The sequence below is a fragment of the Kiritimatiellia bacterium genome, assembly GCA_026417735.1.
Taxonomy (GTDB): domain Bacteria; phylum Verrucomicrobiota; class Kiritimatiellia; order PWTM01; family PWTM01; genus CAACVY01.
In genome coordinates this window covers 59115-75009 of sequence record JAOACR010000020.1, presented here as the reverse complement: position 1 = coordinate 75009, position 15895 = coordinate 59115, and the positions used below count along the sequence as shown (strand labels likewise).

18 protein-coding genes are annotated in these 15895 nt (G+C 67.7%); 3 read left to right on the top strand and 15 right to left on the bottom strand.

Annotated elements, in window-relative coordinates; all coding sequences use genetic code 11:
- Window positions 1–23: 23 nt before the first annotated feature.
- From N2652_10245 to N2652_10200, 10 genes are read right to left on the bottom strand one after another with little or no spacing between them, the layout of a single operon-like run.
- A complete protein-coding gene (locus tag N2652_10245) occupies window positions 24–1526 on the bottom strand; it encodes a proton-conducting transporter membrane subunit (GenBank protein ID MCX7819565.1) in 1503 nt (500 codons plus the stop codon).
- The gene (locus N2652_10240; GenBank protein MCX7819564.1) at window positions 1519–1830 is read right to left on the bottom strand and encodes a cation:proton antiporter subunit C; all 312 of its coding nucleotides are present in this window, start codon (window positions 1828–1830) and stop codon (window positions 1519–1521) included. Before N2652_10240 ends, N2652_10245 begins: the two co-directional genes overlap by 8 nt.
- Complete coding sequence (locus tag N2652_10235; protein MCX7819563.1) at window positions 1830–2084, bottom strand: hypothetical protein; 255 nt, start codon at window positions 2082–2084, stop codon at window positions 1830–1832. Before N2652_10235 ends, N2652_10240 begins: the two co-directional genes overlap by 1 nt.
- Window positions 2081–2497: an MnhB domain-containing protein gene (locus tag N2652_10230; GenBank protein ID MCX7819562.1), complete on the bottom strand. Its 417-nt coding sequence runs from the start codon at window positions 2495–2497 to the stop codon at window positions 2081–2083. Before N2652_10230 ends, N2652_10235 begins: the two co-directional genes overlap by 4 nt.
- Window positions 2494–2832 carry a hypothetical protein gene (locus N2652_10225; protein ID MCX7819561.1) on the bottom strand — a complete coding sequence of 113 codons (339 nt, stop codon included), beginning with the start codon at window positions 2830–2832 and terminating at the stop codon, window positions 2494–2496. The genes N2652_10230 and N2652_10225 overlap by 4 nt, the downstream gene beginning before the upstream one ends.
- Before the next feature lie 13 nt (window positions 2833–2845).
- Window positions 2846–3268: a PTS sugar transporter subunit IIA gene (locus N2652_10220; GenBank protein MCX7819560.1), complete on the bottom strand. Its 423-nt coding sequence runs from the start codon at window positions 3266–3268 to the stop codon at window positions 2846–2848.
- Complete coding sequence (locus N2652_10215; GenBank protein ID MCX7819559.1) at window positions 3261–3500, bottom strand: DUF4040 domain-containing protein; 240 nt, start codon at window positions 3498–3500, stop codon at window positions 3261–3263. The genes N2652_10220 and N2652_10215 overlap by 8 nt, the downstream gene beginning before the upstream one ends.
- On the bottom strand, window positions 3497–3787 hold the full coding sequence (locus N2652_10210; protein ID MCX7819558.1) for a monovalent cation/H(+) antiporter subunit G: 291 nt from the start codon (window positions 3785–3787) through the stop codon (window positions 3497–3499). The genes N2652_10215 and N2652_10210 overlap by 4 nt, the downstream gene beginning before the upstream one ends.
- Window positions 3784–4044, bottom strand: coding sequence for a monovalent cation/H+ antiporter complex subunit F (locus tag N2652_10205; protein MCX7819557.1), 261 nt, complete (start codon window positions 4042–4044; stop codon window positions 3784–3786). The genes N2652_10210 and N2652_10205 overlap by 4 nt, the downstream gene beginning before the upstream one ends.
- Complete coding sequence (locus N2652_10200) at window positions 4041–4541, bottom strand: Na+/H+ antiporter subunit E (GenBank protein ID MCX7819556.1); 501 nt, start codon at window positions 4539–4541, stop codon at window positions 4041–4043. The genes N2652_10205 and N2652_10200 overlap by 4 nt, the downstream gene beginning before the upstream one ends.
- A gap of 161 nt (window positions 4542–4702) precedes the next feature.
- Between N2652_10200 and leuS the strand changes: the two genes are divergently transcribed.
- The 3 genes from leuS to N2652_10185 all read left to right on the top strand — a co-directional run bounded on the left by leuS (window position 4703) and on the right by N2652_10185 (window position 8968).
- Window positions 4703–7210: a leucine--tRNA ligase gene (leuS, locus tag N2652_10195; protein ID MCX7819555.1), complete on the top strand. Its 2508-nt coding sequence runs from the start codon at window positions 4703–4705 to the stop codon at window positions 7208–7210.
- Between the two features lie 98 nt (window positions 7211–7308).
- Entirely contained in the window at window positions 7309–8496 is a 1188-nt protein-coding gene (locus N2652_10190) for an agmatine deiminase family protein (protein ID MCX7819554.1), read from the top strand.
- Between the two features lie 133 nt (window positions 8497–8629).
- A complete protein-coding gene (locus tag N2652_10185; GenBank protein MCX7819553.1) occupies window positions 8630–8968 on the top strand; it encodes an EF-hand domain-containing protein in 339 nt (112 codons plus the stop codon).
- A gap of 72 nt (window positions 8969–9040) precedes the next feature.
- Here the strand turns inward: N2652_10185 and N2652_10180 are convergent, their stop codons facing one another.
- From N2652_10180 to coaBC, 5 genes are read right to left on the bottom strand one after another with little or no spacing between them, the layout of a single operon-like run.
- Window positions 9041–11059 carry a PAS domain-containing protein gene (locus N2652_10180; GenBank protein ID MCX7819552.1) on the bottom strand — a complete coding sequence of 673 codons (2019 nt, stop codon included), beginning with the start codon at window positions 11057–11059 and terminating at the stop codon, window positions 9041–9043.
- 36 nt (window positions 11060–11095) lie between these two features.
- A complete protein-coding gene (locus N2652_10175) occupies window positions 11096–12022 on the bottom strand; it encodes a hypothetical protein (GenBank protein MCX7819551.1) in 927 nt (308 codons plus the stop codon).
- On the bottom strand, window positions 12022–12837 hold the full coding sequence (gene srlD, locus N2652_10170) for a sorbitol-6-phosphate dehydrogenase (protein ID MCX7819550.1): 816 nt from the start codon (window positions 12835–12837) through the stop codon (window positions 12022–12024). Before srlD ends, N2652_10175 begins: the two co-directional genes overlap by 1 nt.
- A gap of 27 nt (window positions 12838–12864) precedes the next feature.
- Window positions 12865–14556 carry an alcohol dehydrogenase catalytic domain-containing protein gene (locus N2652_10165; protein MCX7819549.1) on the bottom strand — a complete coding sequence of 564 codons (1692 nt, stop codon included), beginning with the start codon at window positions 14554–14556 and terminating at the stop codon, window positions 12865–12867.
- A complete protein-coding gene (gene coaBC, locus N2652_10160) occupies window positions 14553–15788 on the bottom strand; it encodes a bifunctional phosphopantothenoylcysteine decarboxylase/phosphopantothenate--cysteine ligase CoaBC (GenBank protein MCX7819548.1) in 1236 nt (411 codons plus the stop codon). Before coaBC ends, N2652_10165 begins: the two co-directional genes overlap by 4 nt.
- Window positions 15789–15895 lie beyond the last annotated feature (107 nt).

The following is a 15895-nucleotide window of genomic DNA, read 5'->3' as shown; positions in this document are numbered from 1 at the left end:
GCGGTGTCAATGGTGCGGCGCATTCATCGGGCGTACGGCAGAATGAGCCAAATGGCGCCGGTGGCCAGCAGCGTCGCGGCGCCGAGCAGCTCGGCGTTCAGGTGGGGGTAGGGGCGGCGGCGCCACTGCGGGCTCCAGGCGGCGTCAAGCCGATTCAGCTGGCGCGCGAGCGGCAGTGCGGCCGCAATCGCGATCGCGTCCGCGATCAGTTTGGGCAGCGGTCGTGCGAGCAGGCCCGCGCCGGCCGCCGCGGCGGTCGCGGCCGCGAGCGCGACCAGCGCGGCGGCGAGCAGCCCGGCGGACGGTGGCTGGCCACCCCGCCGAATACCGAACTTCAACAGGCCAGCGAGCGTCAGCACCGTTGCGGTGCTGACGATGATCGTTGCCGGCAGCGTGTCGGCGAGCCCACTTTTCCAGACGCCGACCGGCGTGGGAAACAGGCCGACCGCCAGCATGGTGCCGATGACGAACACCACCGCGGCGCGGCGTCGCAGCGCGATCACGCGCCCCTCCGGCTGCATTCCGTCAAGCGCGTAAAACATCAGCGTCTTCCCCGCTGCGTGAACCGCGATCAACAGCATGGCCTCCGTTGCGCGGCCACGTGCCATCAGCCAGCCGACAAAGCCGGCCGCGACGACGGACGAGGCCGCGACGCAGCGCTTGGGCTCCGCCTCGACGAGCACGAAGAGACTCGGGATCGACACCGTCGCGATGGACAGTGCTTCGATCCAGCCAAACAGATCCTGCAATACCGCTGCGGCGGCGGGCGCGAGCACACGGGTCTGCAGACCGTAGAGGCCGGCCATCAGGGTGTAGGAGCCGAGCAGTGCGGAGACGGGCGTTACGGTGGCGGCGTGACAGGTGGCGACCCATGTCCAGGCGGGGACGAACGCGCTCTTCATCAGGAACGCGCTGGCCAGCAGCAGCAGGGTCCAGCGTTGCTGCAGCGGCTCCGCGGCGAGGAACGCCGGGTCGAGCGGCTCGCGGAAACCGGCGCCGGTCGCGTAGAGCAGCACGATGCCGCCGAGCAGCAGCGACGAGCTCAGCGCGCCGAAGAGCATGTACTTCACCGACGCGTACAGGCTGCCTTTTGCGCCGACCAGCACGTAGGCGGCCATCATCATCAGCTCGTAGAACACGAAAAAATTGAAGAGGTCCGCGGTGACGATCAGGCCGCTGCAGCCACCGAGGTAGAGCAGCAGCAGCAACCGCATCGCGGGCGAGGCCAGGTCCCCCGCGCGGGCGGCGGCCGCCCCCAGCGGCAGCAGATAGGCGGACAGCAACGGGATCCGGTCGGCACCAAACGCGAATTCGATCGCCAGCACCGTGTCACCGAGGGCCAGGCGAATTTCGCCGTGCCGCCACGCGCCGACGGCCAGCGCGAGGCCCACGGCCCCCTGCAGCGCGGCGGTGATGCGGACGACGCACCGCGTGATGTCGCGGCCGCCCATCGACGCCGCCAGCGCCGCGATCACGCCAAACAGGGGTACCAGTGGGAACGCGGTCAGCAGGCGCGGGTCAGTCATGCAGCTGCGAGCCGGACATGGTGCCACGCTGACGCCCGACGCGAACGATCAGCGCCAGCGCGAGCGCATTGAAACAAACTCCGATCACGATCGCGGTGAGCATCAGCGCCTGCGGGAGCGGGTCCACCATCGCGATTTCGGCGGCGGGATCGAGAATCGGTGCGCGACCGCGCGCCGCGTAGCCCGCATCGAGAAAGGCGAGGATGATCGTGCTTTCGATCAGGGCGATGCACATCACCTTGCGGACCAGATGGTCCGAGGCGATGAAGCCATAGAGCGCCAGTGCGATGATGAGCACGCTCATCACGGTTCTCCGAGCGCCCGCAGGCCGACGACCGCCAGCGTCACCACCATGACTTCCAGAAAGGTGTCGGCCGCGCGCGGACCGAGGTAGATCGCGGTGACGAGGTTGCGGATGTTCCATCGGCGGGCGAGCGCGGCGACCTCGGCGGTCGCGTGCGCGGGCGGGGCCACATCGGGGGGAGCGGCCCGCCATGCCAACAGGGCCAACCCCACCACGAGTGCGGCGGTGATCGTTCGTGTGCGAGCGCCGTTCATTTCCCCGGCTCCCGCAACCGGCGCACAATCAGCACGATCGAACCGGCGACCTCCAAGAAGATGGCGAGGTTCAGCGACCACATCTGAATGTTGGAGAACAGCAGTCCCGGCCCGGTCCAGGCGGCCGGGTCGGGGAAGGGGCGGCCGGTGCGAAGCCAGCCGGCGAGGAGAAGTCCGCCCAGCAGCAGCAGACCCGCCAGCTCCATCCGCTCGAAGATACGGTCGGGATAGGCGCGGCGACGCCAGACGAGGTCCAGCACGACGACGATCGTTCCGAATGCGACACCTGCCTGGAAACCGCCGCCGGGCGAGTTCGCGCCATACGAAAACAACTGGAAACTGAACACCAGCACGAAGGGGAACAGCAGCCGGAGCGTCGTGTCCAGCGGCGGAGAGTCGCGAAGGTCAATCATCCCAATGGTTCTCCGCGCGGAGGAAAAGGTTCGGCGGGGATCAGCGCCATCACCGCGACCTGCGGGTCCCGCAGGTTCAACCCGTCGCGCGCGCAAAGGTCGACAAATTCCTCGGCCGCACGGCGCTCGGGGAGCACGATCAGCAGCGCGCGGTGGTACGCGAGATTGTGTCCGAACCACCGGCCTACATCCGCAAAGAGGGGAAGGGTCTGCGTCGCGAGGTTTTCGACCGCCTCGCCGTCCAGAATGGTGGCATCGAACAAACCGAGCTCGATCAGCGCGTTGACGACGGTTTCGATCCGCCGTTCGTCCTTGAGGATCAGCAGCAGCAGCATCGGACACCTCTGCTCACGGGGCCAGACCGAGTTCGGTGGCGACGCGGTCCGGCTCGCCGGAGCGAAACGCGGCGGAGCCGGAGGGGGCGGCGAGCAACCGGCTGAGGCGCGCGAGCAGCGTGAGGTACTCGCGACTGCGAGGTTCGGGGATCAGTGCGCAGACCAGCGCGTGGACGGGTGCGCCGTGACCGAGGGAGGCGGGCGGGACCAGCAAGCCCATCGAGAGGCGGATACGGTCAAGGTCATCGCGGCGGGCGTGCACGAGCACGACGCCGGGGCTGATCGTCTGCTCGCGCAGTTCCGCGGCGCGCGGGCGGGGTGTTGCCGCGCCTGGTCCGCAGGCGGCCGCGATCAGGCGTTCGAAGAGAACTTCGCGCGCGGCGGGTGGAAGCCGCAGGATTTGCGCGCGGACCAGATAGTCGCGCCACTCAACCATCGGAGTTGCCTCCGGCGCGCTGGAGCGCAACGAGAAAGACGATCGTCGAGAGGCCTGCGCCCAGCGCGGCCTCCGTCATCGCGACGTCCGGCGCGTGCAGCCAGAGGTACTGGAGCGTGAGGATGGTGCTGAAGAGGCTGAGGCCGATCACCGCGTGCACCAGCTTGCGGGCGAACACCACCACCGCGGCCATCAGCGCCATCAGCGTGAGCGCGATGTCGCGGGGGCTCATGGCGAAGGCCCCTCGGCGTCGTCGTGCCGCCCGGCAGCGTGCGCGACGGCGATGATGTGCGGAATCATCGGTGCAGTTGCGAAGATCAGCACGACGATCAGCACCAGTCGCGCGGCGGCGTCCACGCTGGGCGCGCGCGCAGCAAGACCCAGCAGCACCGTCGCCGCGCCGGTGACCCCGCATTTCGTGGAGGCGTGCAGCCGCAGGTAGAGGTCGGGCAGCAACACGGTGCCCAGCGCGCCGAACAGCACCAGCGCGAGCCCCGCTGCGATGATCGCGGTGCTCATCGGGGAGGCTCCTGCCCGGGCGTCGCCCAGAGACGGGCGAACGCGACAGTTTCCGCGAACGACAGCAGCGCATAGACCGCGGCGACATCAAGATAGAAGGGGCGCCCATGCTCGACCGCGAACAGGCACATGGCCAGCACGACGTGCACGGAGACCAGCTGCAGCGAGATCACGCGGTCCCACAGCGTGGGGCCCGCGAACATCCGCACCAGGCTCAGCAGCGTACCGATCATCAGCACGGGCAGTGTCCAGTTCATCCGACGGTCCGTTCAAGCAGCCGCTCGATGCGTGCCTTGATGATGCGGCCCGCGTGGATAGAGTGGCGGCTGGCGACGTTGAACCAGTGCACATACAGCCGGCGGTCGCGGGCCCAGAGGGTGATGGTACCGGGCACCAGGTTGATCGAGTTCGCGAGCAAGGTTTGGCCGAGTCGGGAGCGCAGACGGGTGCGGAGCCGGACCACGCCGGGCCGGTAGCGGCCGGACAACATTCGCACGATCAGCTCGATGCCCGCGCGGTAGCCCTCCCAGAGCAGCACCAGCAGCAGTGCTGGGAGCGCGACGAGCGCGGGTCGGGGCCGGAGCCCGGCGAGTGGGCTGTCCTCATAAAAGACCGGGGCGGCGAAGAGTGCAGCGACCAGCGCCATGGCCGCGGCGCCGGCGAGCGAGGCCGGATGGAGATCGCGGGTGACTGCGACCCAACCCGCCAGACAGAGCGCGGTCAGTACCGCTGTACGCAGCCGGTTCGCGTGCATCGGGTGCGGACCGCCGCCGCCGCGTCGGCCCATGCAGGTTGTAGCCGGCGGCAGCGCAGAAGAAAAGCGCCGTCGGCGTTGCGGCGGCTGCGGCGAGCGCACCTTTCCGGTATATTCGGGCGGCCCGGCGACGGACCGGACGCGCGGGAATCATGGGTGGTATGAACGAAAAGTACAATTTTGCGGAGATCGAGGCGCGCTGGCAGGCGTACTGGGAGCAGACGGGGGCGTTCCGCGTCGATACCTCCGACAGCACGCGGAAGTTCTATTGCTTGGTGATGTTCCCGTATCCGTCCGGGACGCTGCATGTCGGGCACGGGCGCAACTACATCATCGGCGATGCGGTTGCGCGCTACCAGATGATGCGCGGCTGGAGGGTGCTGACACCGATGGGCTGGGATGCGTTCGGGCTGCCGGCGGAAAACGCGGCAAAGAGCCGGGGCGTGCATCCACGGGACTGGACGCTCTCCAACATCGCGCAGATGAAGCGACAGATCCGTAGCTGGGGTGTGGGTTACGACTGGTCGCGCGAGATCGCCACCTGTCATCCGGAATACTACAAGTGGACGCAATGGATTTTTCTGAAGCTGTACGAGCGCGGGTTGGCCTATCGGAAGCTCGCGCCGGTGAACTGGTGCGATTTTTGCACGACGCTCGCGAACGAGGAGGTTCGGCCAGACGGCACTTGCGACCGCTGCGGGCGGCCGGTGCGCAAGCGCGAGCTCGAGCAGTGGTTCTTCAAGATCACCGAGTACGCGCAGCGTCTGCTGGATGACCTGGCGCTGCTGGACCGATGGCCGGAGCGCGTGCGCGCGATGCAGGCGCACTGGATCGGCCGGTCGGAGGGCGCGCGGATCGAGTTTCGGATTGCGGAGACGGGGGATGCCTGCCCGGTGTTCACGACGCGTCCGGACACGATCTACGGCGTCACGTTCGTCGCGATTGCGCCGGAGCATCCACTGCTGGCGAAGGTGGTGCGAGGTTCTTCGTGCGAGGCGGAGGTGCTGCGGTTTGCGGAGCGGCAGCGGACGATTCCCGCCGCCGAACGGACCGCTGAGACCGCGCCGAAGGAGGGTGTGTTCACTGGCCGGCACGTGGTGAACCCGTACACCGGCGAGCGAGTGCCGCTGTGGGTGACGAACTACGTTCTGATGGACTACGGCACCGGCGTGGTGATGGCCGTGCCGGCCCATGACCAACGCGACTTTGAGTTCGCGCGGCGGTATGGCCTGCCGATCCGGGTGGTGATTCGGCCGCCGGACGGCGATCTGGATCCGGCCGCGATGACCGCCGCCTATGTCGAGGACGGCGTGATGACGAATTCCGGGCCGTTCAGCGGGCGCGGCAACCGGGAAGCGATGCGGGACGTGATCGAATATGCGGCCGCGCGCGGGTTCGGCGCTGCGGCGGTGACCTACCGCATTCGGGACTGGCTGATCAGCCGCCAGCGCTACTGGGGGGCGCCGATTCCGATCGTGCACTGCTCGGCGTGCGGCACGGTGCCGGTGCCGGAGTCGGAGCTGCCGGTGCGGCTGCCCGACGACGTCGACTTCCGGATCGAGCAGGGCAATCCGCTCGCCGCGCACGAGGGTTTTGTGCGCACCGTGTGCCCGCGGTGCGGCGGACCCGGCCGTCGCGAGACAGACACGCTGGCGCAGTGGCTGTGTTCGTGCTGGTACTTTTTGCGGTACATCAACCCTCGACTGCGGGACCGGCCGTTCGACCGGGCGGATGTGGATCGGTGGCTGCCGGTCGACCAGTACATCGGCGGTGTCGAGCATGCAGTGTTGCACCTGCTCTATTCTCGCTTCATCGTGAAGGTGCTGCACGACGCTGGGTATCTCTCCTTTGTCGAGCCGTTCCGGGCGCTGTTCACGCAGGGAATGATCTGCAAGCGCAGCGAGACGGACGGCCAGCTGCACAAGATGTCGAAGTCGAAGGGAAATGTGGTCAGCCCGGACGAGCTGATTCGGGAGTACGGGGCGGACACGCTGCGGCTGTACACGCTGTTCATCGGTCCACCCGAAAAAGATGCAGAGTGGAACGATGATGCGGTCGAGGGGGCGTTTCGCTTTCTCAACCGGTTGTGGCGGCGCGTGTATGAGACGCGTGCGACGCTGGCCGCGGCGGCGGGGCTGGAGGTCGCAACGGATGAGCTTGACGAGGAGGAGCGGGAGCTGCGCCGGAAGCTGCACGAGACGATCGCGAAGATTACGCGGGACATGGACGGCGCGTTCCGGTTCAACACCGCGATTGCGGCGCTGATGGAGCTGTTCAACGCGGTGGAGCGGTTTGGGGTGGATCCGAACACCTCCGCGTCGCGGCGGGCGGTGTACCGGGAGGCGATGGAGGCGCTGGTGCTGATGCTTTCGCCCTTTGCACCGCACATCGCCGAGGAGCTTTGGCGGGAGCTCGGACACGGGGAGAGCGTGCTGCGGGCGCGCTGGCCCGAGGCGGATCCATCCGCGATGCGGCGCGAGGAGGTGGAGATCGCGCTGCAGGTGAACGGGCGGGTGCGAGGACGGATCCGCGTCAGCGCGGGTGCGGACGCGAAAGCGATCGAGGCCGAGGCGCTCGCGCATCCGCAGGTGGCGAAGTGGATCGAGGGCGCGGAGGTCCGCCGGGTCGTCGTAGTGCCGGGACGACTCGTCAGCATTTCGACCCGCTGAGGTGCCCGGGCGGTGGTGGCACGCAGACCGTGGTCGTCGAGGGCGGCCGGGTTGGACAAACTACGGCCGTGGTTCACATTGAGTACGGCGGAGATCCGATGGTTGTGTGTGATTCTGGCGCTGATGCTCTTGGGGTTGGCGACGCGGGCGGTCCGGCAGCGCCGCGCGGCGCCGGTGCCGGTGCCACCGCCCGCGGCGACGCGGCCGCCGGCGCAGAGCTGAACGATTGGCCGCGGTGGTGCCGTCATCCCGCGGAATGGGAACCGCACGCGGCGACCTGGCTATGTTGGCCCCACAGTCGAAAGGACTGGCCCGGCAAGCTTGCCGCGGTGCAGTGGGACTTCGGGGAGATCGTCCGCCGGCTGGTTCCCTCGGAGCTGGTGTGCATCATGGTGGGATCTGCGCAGCATGAGCGTTGGGTGCGGCCGGTCTTGGAGGCGGAGGGGGTGCCGGCGGACCGGGTGGCGTTTCACCGGATTCCGAGCGATCGGAGCTGGGCGCGCGACGCTGGGCCGATTTTTGTGGAGACGGAGCGAGGTCTGGCGATCGCGCACTTCGCGTTTACAGGCTGGGCGCGTTATGACGACTGGCAGCGAGATGCGGCGATTCCGCAACGGGCGGCGGATGCGCTGGGGCTTCCGCGGTTCGAACCGATGTACGGCGGCCGCCGGGTCGTGCTCGAAGGTGGTGCGTTCGATGTGAACGGTTGCGGCACGGTGATCACCACCGAGCAGTGTCTGCTCGATCCGGTCGTGCAGGTACGAAATCCTGGTTTCACCCGGGCAGACTATGAGGCCGTCTTTGCGCGCTGGTTGGGGGCGACGACAACGATTTGGCTCAGTCGCGGCATTGCGGGCGACGACGACACGCATGGCCACGTGGATGACGTCTGCCGCTTCGTGAATCCGACCACCCTGGTGCTGGCCACCGAGCAGAACGAGCGGGACGAAAACTACCTCCCGCTTCGCGAGAACGCGGAGCGGTTGCAGGAGGCGCGCTTACAGGATGGACAGCGTCCGCTGGTGGTGCCGCTGCCGATGCCCGAACCGCTGACCTATCAGGGGCGTCGTCTGCCGGCCAGCTACTTGAACTTTTACATCGCGAACGAGGTGGTGCTGGTGCCGACGTTCAACGACCCGCGCGACCGGCTCGCGCTGGGGATTCTCGCGGACCTATTTCCGGACCGGACAGTGGTTGGGATTCACGCGGTGGACCTTTTGCTGGGGCTGGGCTCCGTGCACTGTTTGACGCACGAGCAGCCGTCGATCCGCCCCGTCTCGGCGTAACAGGCCTCACACAATAAAAGCGCCCGCGATCCGTCTGCTGAAGTAGTGGCACCGACAGGGCGTGCGTGGTCTCTCGACCGGGCGGGCCGGAGCCAGAGCGCGGCGCCCGTCGGGCAATAAGGAGATAGTGGCGATGAAGTGGTGTGTGTGGGTGGTCGCGGCAGCTGTGGGGGTAGGGTGGGCGCTGAGCGCGTCGGCGGCACCCGAAGGGCGGAAAGGTGGGCCGGGGGGCGGACCGGCGTTCTCGAAGCTGGACGCCGACGGTGATGGTGCGATTACCTGCGAGGAGTATGTGAAGGCGCGCGCGCCGGCCGACGACGAGGCGAAGAAAAAGGCCGAGGCGGTGTTCAAGAAGATGGACGCCAACAGCGACGGCAAGGTGACGAAAGAAGAGTTTGCGGAGTGGGTGAAGAATCGTCCGCAGCCGAAGAAGGGCGGTGCGCAGCCGCCGGCGGCTGGTGGGGCGAACTGATCCAAGATCACGTTCCTCCGACCCGCGCGCCCGCGTCGCCTTTTGGCGGCGCGGGCGTTTTTTTCCGACTGTTCAGCTGCTCCCCTCTGCCTGTGGCGCCGAGCGGGCGGTTCGGGGAGCTCCGAGCACAGCGTTCAGTGCGTTTGCGAGGTCCGCGCGCACGAACGGCCAGGGCAGCCGGACGTCCGCTTCGCCGCCATCGAGCGGGGTGGGGGGATCACCCAGCAGCACGATCGGGGCGTGCCGACGAAGCATCTGCAAAAGCTCGGTGGCATTCGGCGAGAGCGTTGCGGCCGATACGATGAAACATCCGATATTCACGCCGTCCACGATCGCGTTCAATAGCTCCTCCCTGGCGGCGAAGGCGCGCGGGCGACGACCGCAGGTTTGCACGATTCGGACAATCGAATCACGGGACCGCTCGTTCGGTTCGAGGATCCAGACCGGCAGATCGAGATTGGTGGCGGCGGGCTCCCCCGACGGCGCGCTGTGGGCGGCGGCGACCGGCCGCACCGCGGGCAACAGCAGCTGGAAGGTACTCCCCTCGCCCACCCGGCTTCGGACGCGGATCCCGCCGCCGTGGCTGCGGACGATGCCGAGCACTGCGGGAAGGCCGAGCCCACGGCCCTCCATCCGGGTGGAGAAAAACGGATCGAAGATCTGGTTGAGCATTTCTGGTGGGATGCCGCTTCCGGTGTCGGTGACTTCGAACACAACGTAGTCGCCGGGTGGCAGGGGGTCCGGCGTCCCGGGGCCGGCGTCCAGCGCGGTGATGACGCGCTCCGTGGAGGTCGCGATCCGGATCACGCCCGATGATTCGCCGATCGCCTCGGCGGCGTTGGTAACGAGGTTGAGGATCGCCTGCATCACGCGGGAGGGATCGCCCCGAACCATGGGCAGCGCTGGATCCAATTCGCAGTCGAGACGGACGTTGCGCGGGAGCGATATGGCGAGCAGATGCGCCATGTCTTCAATGAGGTCGTTGAGCGAAAAGTCTGCGGTGGTGAGGCGCCCGCGACCCGCATAGTCGAGGAGCTGGCGGCAGAGATTCGATGCGCGGCGGGCCGCGTGAATGATGTTGTCGAGGTGTTCGCGGCCGGGATGGTGCGGGGGGAGTTCTGCGCGCGCGAGGTCTGCGGCGCCGAGCACGGTCATCAGGATGTTGTTGAAATCGTGTGCAATGCCGCCGGCCAGCCGTCCGAGGCTCTCGAGCTTCTGCAGTTGCTGAGCCCGGTCCATCATCTGCCGGCGCTCCTGCTCCTCGCGGATCCGGCGCGTGATGTCCGTTACAAACATTGCGCAGCGGTCCGGCGAAAGGCTGACCAGCCGCACGTCGAACCATCGGTCGGTGGTGAACAACGGATCCTCGAAGTGGGCGGGACCTCCGCTCTGCAAAGCGGTCAGGAGGCGCTGAACCCATCCGGTCGCGGGGGCCGGCCACGCTTCGCCCGCAAGTCGTCCGATGCAAAGGGTTGCCGGGCGGCCGGTGATGCGCTCCAAAGCAGGGTTCACATCGACGCAGCGGAGGTCCGCGGCACGGCCGCCGGCATCGCGGACCACGTCGAACACCGCGACGCCGTCGGTCGTTTCGCGGAAGAGGTGCAGGTACGCCAGCTCGGACGCCCGCAACGAGTTTGCGACGCGTTGAGATTCGGTAATGTCGCGCGTAAGGGCGACCAGTCGAAAGGGTCGCCCCTCGGCCGCACGGACGGGGACGCTGAACACCTCGGCCCATGCGCAGCTGCCATCGGGCAGCGCGTAGCGTTTGACCACGCGTCCGGCGTCACGGCCGGACGCCACAAAGCGACGGAACGCCTCCGCTTCCGCCTCGCGCTCGTCGGGAACGGTGAAGTCGAGGAAGGAATGACCTTGAATGTCGTTGCTCGCGCGGCCGAGCATGGTCGCAAACACCCCGTTGCACTCGAGGATGCGGCCGTCCGCATCGCAGACCACCAGACCGAGGCTGGCCGCTTCCGCAAGCCGCCGGAGCAGCTCAGGCACAGCTTGGACGGACGTCGTCGCGCCGGTGGAGGGTGAATCCGGCCGTCGGTGGTTCTCGCTGGCGTCCGCTGTCTGGTCAAGGAGGGCCACCGCGACGTTCCTTTCTCGGCGAACTATTTCGATTGGCTAGGTCCGCGTCAGCTCCGGCCGAGCACGAGCAATGGCTTCGTCGGTTCGGTAGATGCCGACGATTGCCATGTCGTCACGATAGTGACGGCGACGCCGAATGAGTTCGAGGGTTCTTTCCACGAGGATGGTGGCCAACTCCGGCCAGTAGTTGAACTCATCATCCGGGATTCGACGGTCCGCGTCGGCGAAGAAGGCCTCAAACCACGGCTCTAGATAGGCGATCTGGCGGTCCAACCGGAAGTTTGCGGCATCGAGCTGGGCGCGGAGGTGCGGGACGTAGACGCCATCGGTGAACAGCATCACGCATTCGTCGGGCTGCAACGTGGTGATCGGGACGGAGCGGCTCAGCAGCTCTCGCACGTGCTCCTCTGCGCCGAGGCCCAGAAACGCGTCAAGTCGTTTGGTTTCCTCCAGGAACTCGGCCTGGAAGAGCGTGACTTCGCCGCGAGTCCGGATGAGATCCCCGAGGCCATTGTGGTCGCTGGTCAGGCAGGCAACCTCGAAGGTGCGGCGGCCGTCCGCGCCACGGGGGCCGCGCCGGACTCGATAGGCGCGGCAGTCGCCGAGCCAGACCAGGCGGCCGCCGAGGCCATCCATCAGCGCGGCGGCAATGCAGAACCCGAACGCGCCCTGGTCATGGGAGGTCCGGAACTTAAAGATCTGTCGGTCATGCCACAGAAGGTGGTCCCGAAGCTGACTCTCGAGGGTGGCGAGAGTGTGATCCGGCGGCACGTCGAGACACTGGGCGACGTAACGGTTGAGCACGCGCATGTAGTTGCGCCATCGGAGGCGCTGCGGATGGCCGATCATGTCGGCAACGCCGTAGAGTGCCCGCGAGCCGCGCCGCACGATGAGGCAGTAGTCCGACGAACGCCAGGGGTAGGAGAATGTGAAATATTCGAGCGCCGGGGTCGGAGTCGGCATCAGCGCATTTCCTGTCCGCCCGTCACATTGATCGCTTGGCCGGTCATATAGGCGGCGGCATCGGAAGCGAGAAACACCAGCACATTGCAGACGTCGTCGTAGGTGCAACCCCGTCCCAGCGGCACCTGCGCGATGTAGGCCCGTCGAACATCCTCGACAGTTCGGGCGCCGGGAACCTTGCCCGCGCGGAGATATTGCACGAAGAGACCGCGTTCCGGGTCGGTCCACAGGGGGGAGTCCAACAGGTTGCCGGGGCAGATTGCATTCACTCGGATGCCATGCGGGGCCAGTTCGAGTGCGGCGCTTTGCACCAGGCCGATCCCGCCGAATTTGCTGGCCGCATACGCGGAGTTGGCGGCGCTGCCCTTTTTGCCGGACTTGGAATTGATTTGCAGAATGCAGCCACGCCGGCGGGGCAGCATTGCGCGGGCGGCGTGTTTGAACGTGAGGAAATTGCCGAAGAGGTTCACCGTCATCACCGCCCGCCAGCGCTCCGCGTCGGCCTCCGCGAGCGGTTCGGCAATGAGAATTGCTGCGTTGGCGACGGCGATGTCCACACGGCCGAACTCGGCGAGCGTGCGTTCGAAGAGCGCGGCGACATCGGTCTCGCAGGTGACGTCCGTGCGCATCGCGAGCGTGCGGCGGCCGGTCTCCGCGGCGATGGCGTGCGCGGTGGCTTCCGCGGCTCGGGCCTGCACGTCGGCGATGACAACGTCGCAACCTTCGCGAGCGAGTCGGCGGCAAATCGCCTCGCCGAGGCCCTGTGCGCCGCCGGTCACCACTGCGATCTGCCCGCTCAGCACCGGCTCGCTCATGTGAACATCCTCCGGGGGCCGCGACGGTCAACGCGCGCTCGCGAACGCGGCCAGAAGCGCCTCCTCCGCTTCGCGGGTCCACACACCGTCGGCCAGGCGCTGGGCGGCGGCGGGGCATCGTTCGGAAAGTTCCTCCAGGCGGGTCAACGGGAGGCCCCGGCAGTGGGGATAGACGATGATTTTTCCCGCGATGCTCTGCGTTTCCACGGCGCGGATGCCGTCGATCGCGCCGTCGAGACCCGCGACTGCGGCGACGGAGACGTTGGTGTCCAGCGAACCCGATTCGACCTTCGCGAGCACCGCGCGCATGTCGTCCATCACCGAACCGCTGGTGCCCAGCAGGTAGACCTGCCGTTCGACGAGAGCGTCGAGGTCCAGTGGGCCGGTGTGGTCCGCCGGAATGCCGGCGAAGATGTTCACGATCGCGCGGGGGGCGGAGGCGGCGACCGCTGCGGCGACGAGTGCGGGGGAGGGTACCATCACGACGGAGTAGTCGAACGGGCCGCTGCGCAGTCCACGACTGGAGTTGTAGGATTCGTACACGACGCCGTGGAGTTTGGCGCGCGGCCGCGCGATGCGATCGAGCGCCGCCAGCCGCGGTGCGCTCAGGTCGCAGGCGACCATCGTCAACCCCACGATGCCCTCGCAGATGTCCCGGACCACGTGCATCACGCCCATGGGGCCTCCTGCGCCGATGACGTGGACGCGGCTATTGGGACGCACTTCGCCGCTGTCCGGGATCGCCTGCATCGCGTCGGCCGGGTCGTGCGAACGTGTGCCGGCGATGCGAAGCCCGCGGTAGTGAATGGCGCCCAGCGCGACATTGACGGGGCGCCCGAAGCGCGAGCCGCCGAGCACCAGCACCAGCAGCGCGCCATTCGCCATCCGCGCGAAGATTCGCTCGACCATGTCTGGGTCGTGGCCGAAGTAGATCACGTCGTCGTAGGGGTCACCCTGAGTTTCGGACAAGCTGTTCGCCCGCTCGGCCGGCACCGGCCAACGGGCCGGCACGGACAGCCGCGAGGAGACCCAGGTCATCCGGGCGGGGCGCGGGCCGGACGAGAGCAGCCGCCGCAGTTTTTCGATGTCCGGCGTTGAGTCCGCAATCACCAGCAGCCGACCGCCTTCCCGCAACGTGCGGCGCTCGCGGGTGCGGTACGACTGCTCGACACAGGCCCACGGCTCCACCAGCGCGTAGGCGGAGGCGGAGCGCGCGCCCTCCGGCGCCCGCAGCAACATGCTTTCGCCTTCGGGCGAGGTGATCAGCCGCTCGTCCAGCAGCACGTATTCCTGCAGCGCACCCTCGAAGTTGTATCCGAACGCACCGTTGGAGGCCTCGGTGCGAAGCCAGCGCCAGTCCGCCTGGATGAAATATCGTTCACCCACCTTGTAGCGGTGCACGCCCGGGCCGACGGCGACGATGCGGACGACCGGTTCATGCCCGGGGACAGTCGGCTGCTCGCCCGGCACATAACCGGGAAATCCGGCGAGCACGGCGGGGTCAATCCCCGAGATGACCGGTCCTTTGCGCACGTGCGCGGAGAACTGCTTGAGAAGTTTCTGGTCGGAGTAGCAAAGGCCCACGGCGACGACTTCGGCAAGAAACTGGTGCGGTCCCGGCGCGGGAACGGGTTTCGACTCGTTCAGCACCAGCTCATCGGGGCCAACCAGCTGGATCGCCCTCTGCGTCGATGGGACGTAGCGGACCTGCATCGTCATTGCAACTCCGTCGCGGTTGGGCCTTCGCCGAGACGGCGTGCCAGCCACTCCACAATGCGCCGGGCACACTCGCGCTTGTCGAGTTGCCCCCATTCCGTCCAGCGCACTGGCGGGCCGGCCTCGGCGCAGGCGAACCGCGCGACGTCCGCGCCGATGCTTTCCGGCCCGTTCAATACGATCAGATCAAAGTGTTTGGTGTGCAGCTTGCGCTCGGCGCGGCGCCGGTCCGGCCGGGTTTCGAGTGCGAAGCCGACGCGGTACTGTCCGGGGCGTCGCGGCAACGAGGCGGCAATGTCTGGCGTGCGCACCAGCGTGATGGCGCGGCCCAGGCGTTCGCGCGGCAGCTTGCCGCGGGCGGGCCGGGCGGGTGCGGCATCCGCGACTGCGGCGGCGAAGATCACCGCATCGGTCGGCGGCGCGGCGAGCGCGGCCGCGAGCATTTCCCTGGCGGTCTGGACGCGCCGCACCTCAACGGAGGGATGCTGGGGCAGCATCGCGGACTCGACCGGCCCGCTGATGAATACGACCGCTGCGCCGCGGGAGGCCGCGGCCAGCGCAATCTCGCGTCCCATCCGGCCGCTGCTGGCATTGCTGAGGAATCGCACCGCGTCCACCGGCTCGCGCGTGGGGCCGGAGAGCACAAGAATGCGGCGCCCTGCCAGGTCCCGCGTCTCCTCCAGCACCGCGGCCACGATGTCGTTCGGCTCCGCCATCCGGCCCTCGCCTTCCGCGCCGCACGCCATTGGCCCTGTGCCGGGGCCGATCCTGCGCCATCCCTCCGCCTCGAGTTTGCGCACGTTCGCCTGCACGAGCGGGTTTGCCCACATTGCGGGATGCATTGCGGGTGCGAACCAACGGCGACAACCGGCGGGCAGCGCGAGAGCGGCGGCGGTTACCGCATCGTCCGCAAATCCGGCGGCCAGACGGGCGATCGCGTTCGCCGAGGCGGGGCAGACCAGAAACACGTGGGTACGGGTCGCGGGTTCGAGATGAGGGTACAGGTCGGCGCCATCCGCCGTGGTGCCGTCCGGCAGCAGCTCGAGCCGGACGCGGCGTCCCGTCAGCGCAGCGAACGTCAGCGGCGAAACAAATCGCGTCGCTGCGGGGGTCATCGCCACGGTGACCTCCACACCCGCGCGAAGGAGCGCCCGGACCACTTCCGGCGTTTTGTACGCCGCAATGCCGCCGGTGACGCCAATCAGCACGTGGACTGCGTGTCCGGATGATTTCACTTGAAGAAGGTATCCTAGGAATTCATCCGCCCGACTTCAATATACGAGGGCGCGAGGATCTGGCGGAGCGTCGCGCGGATGGGGGCAGCGACGGCTCTCATCGGGCC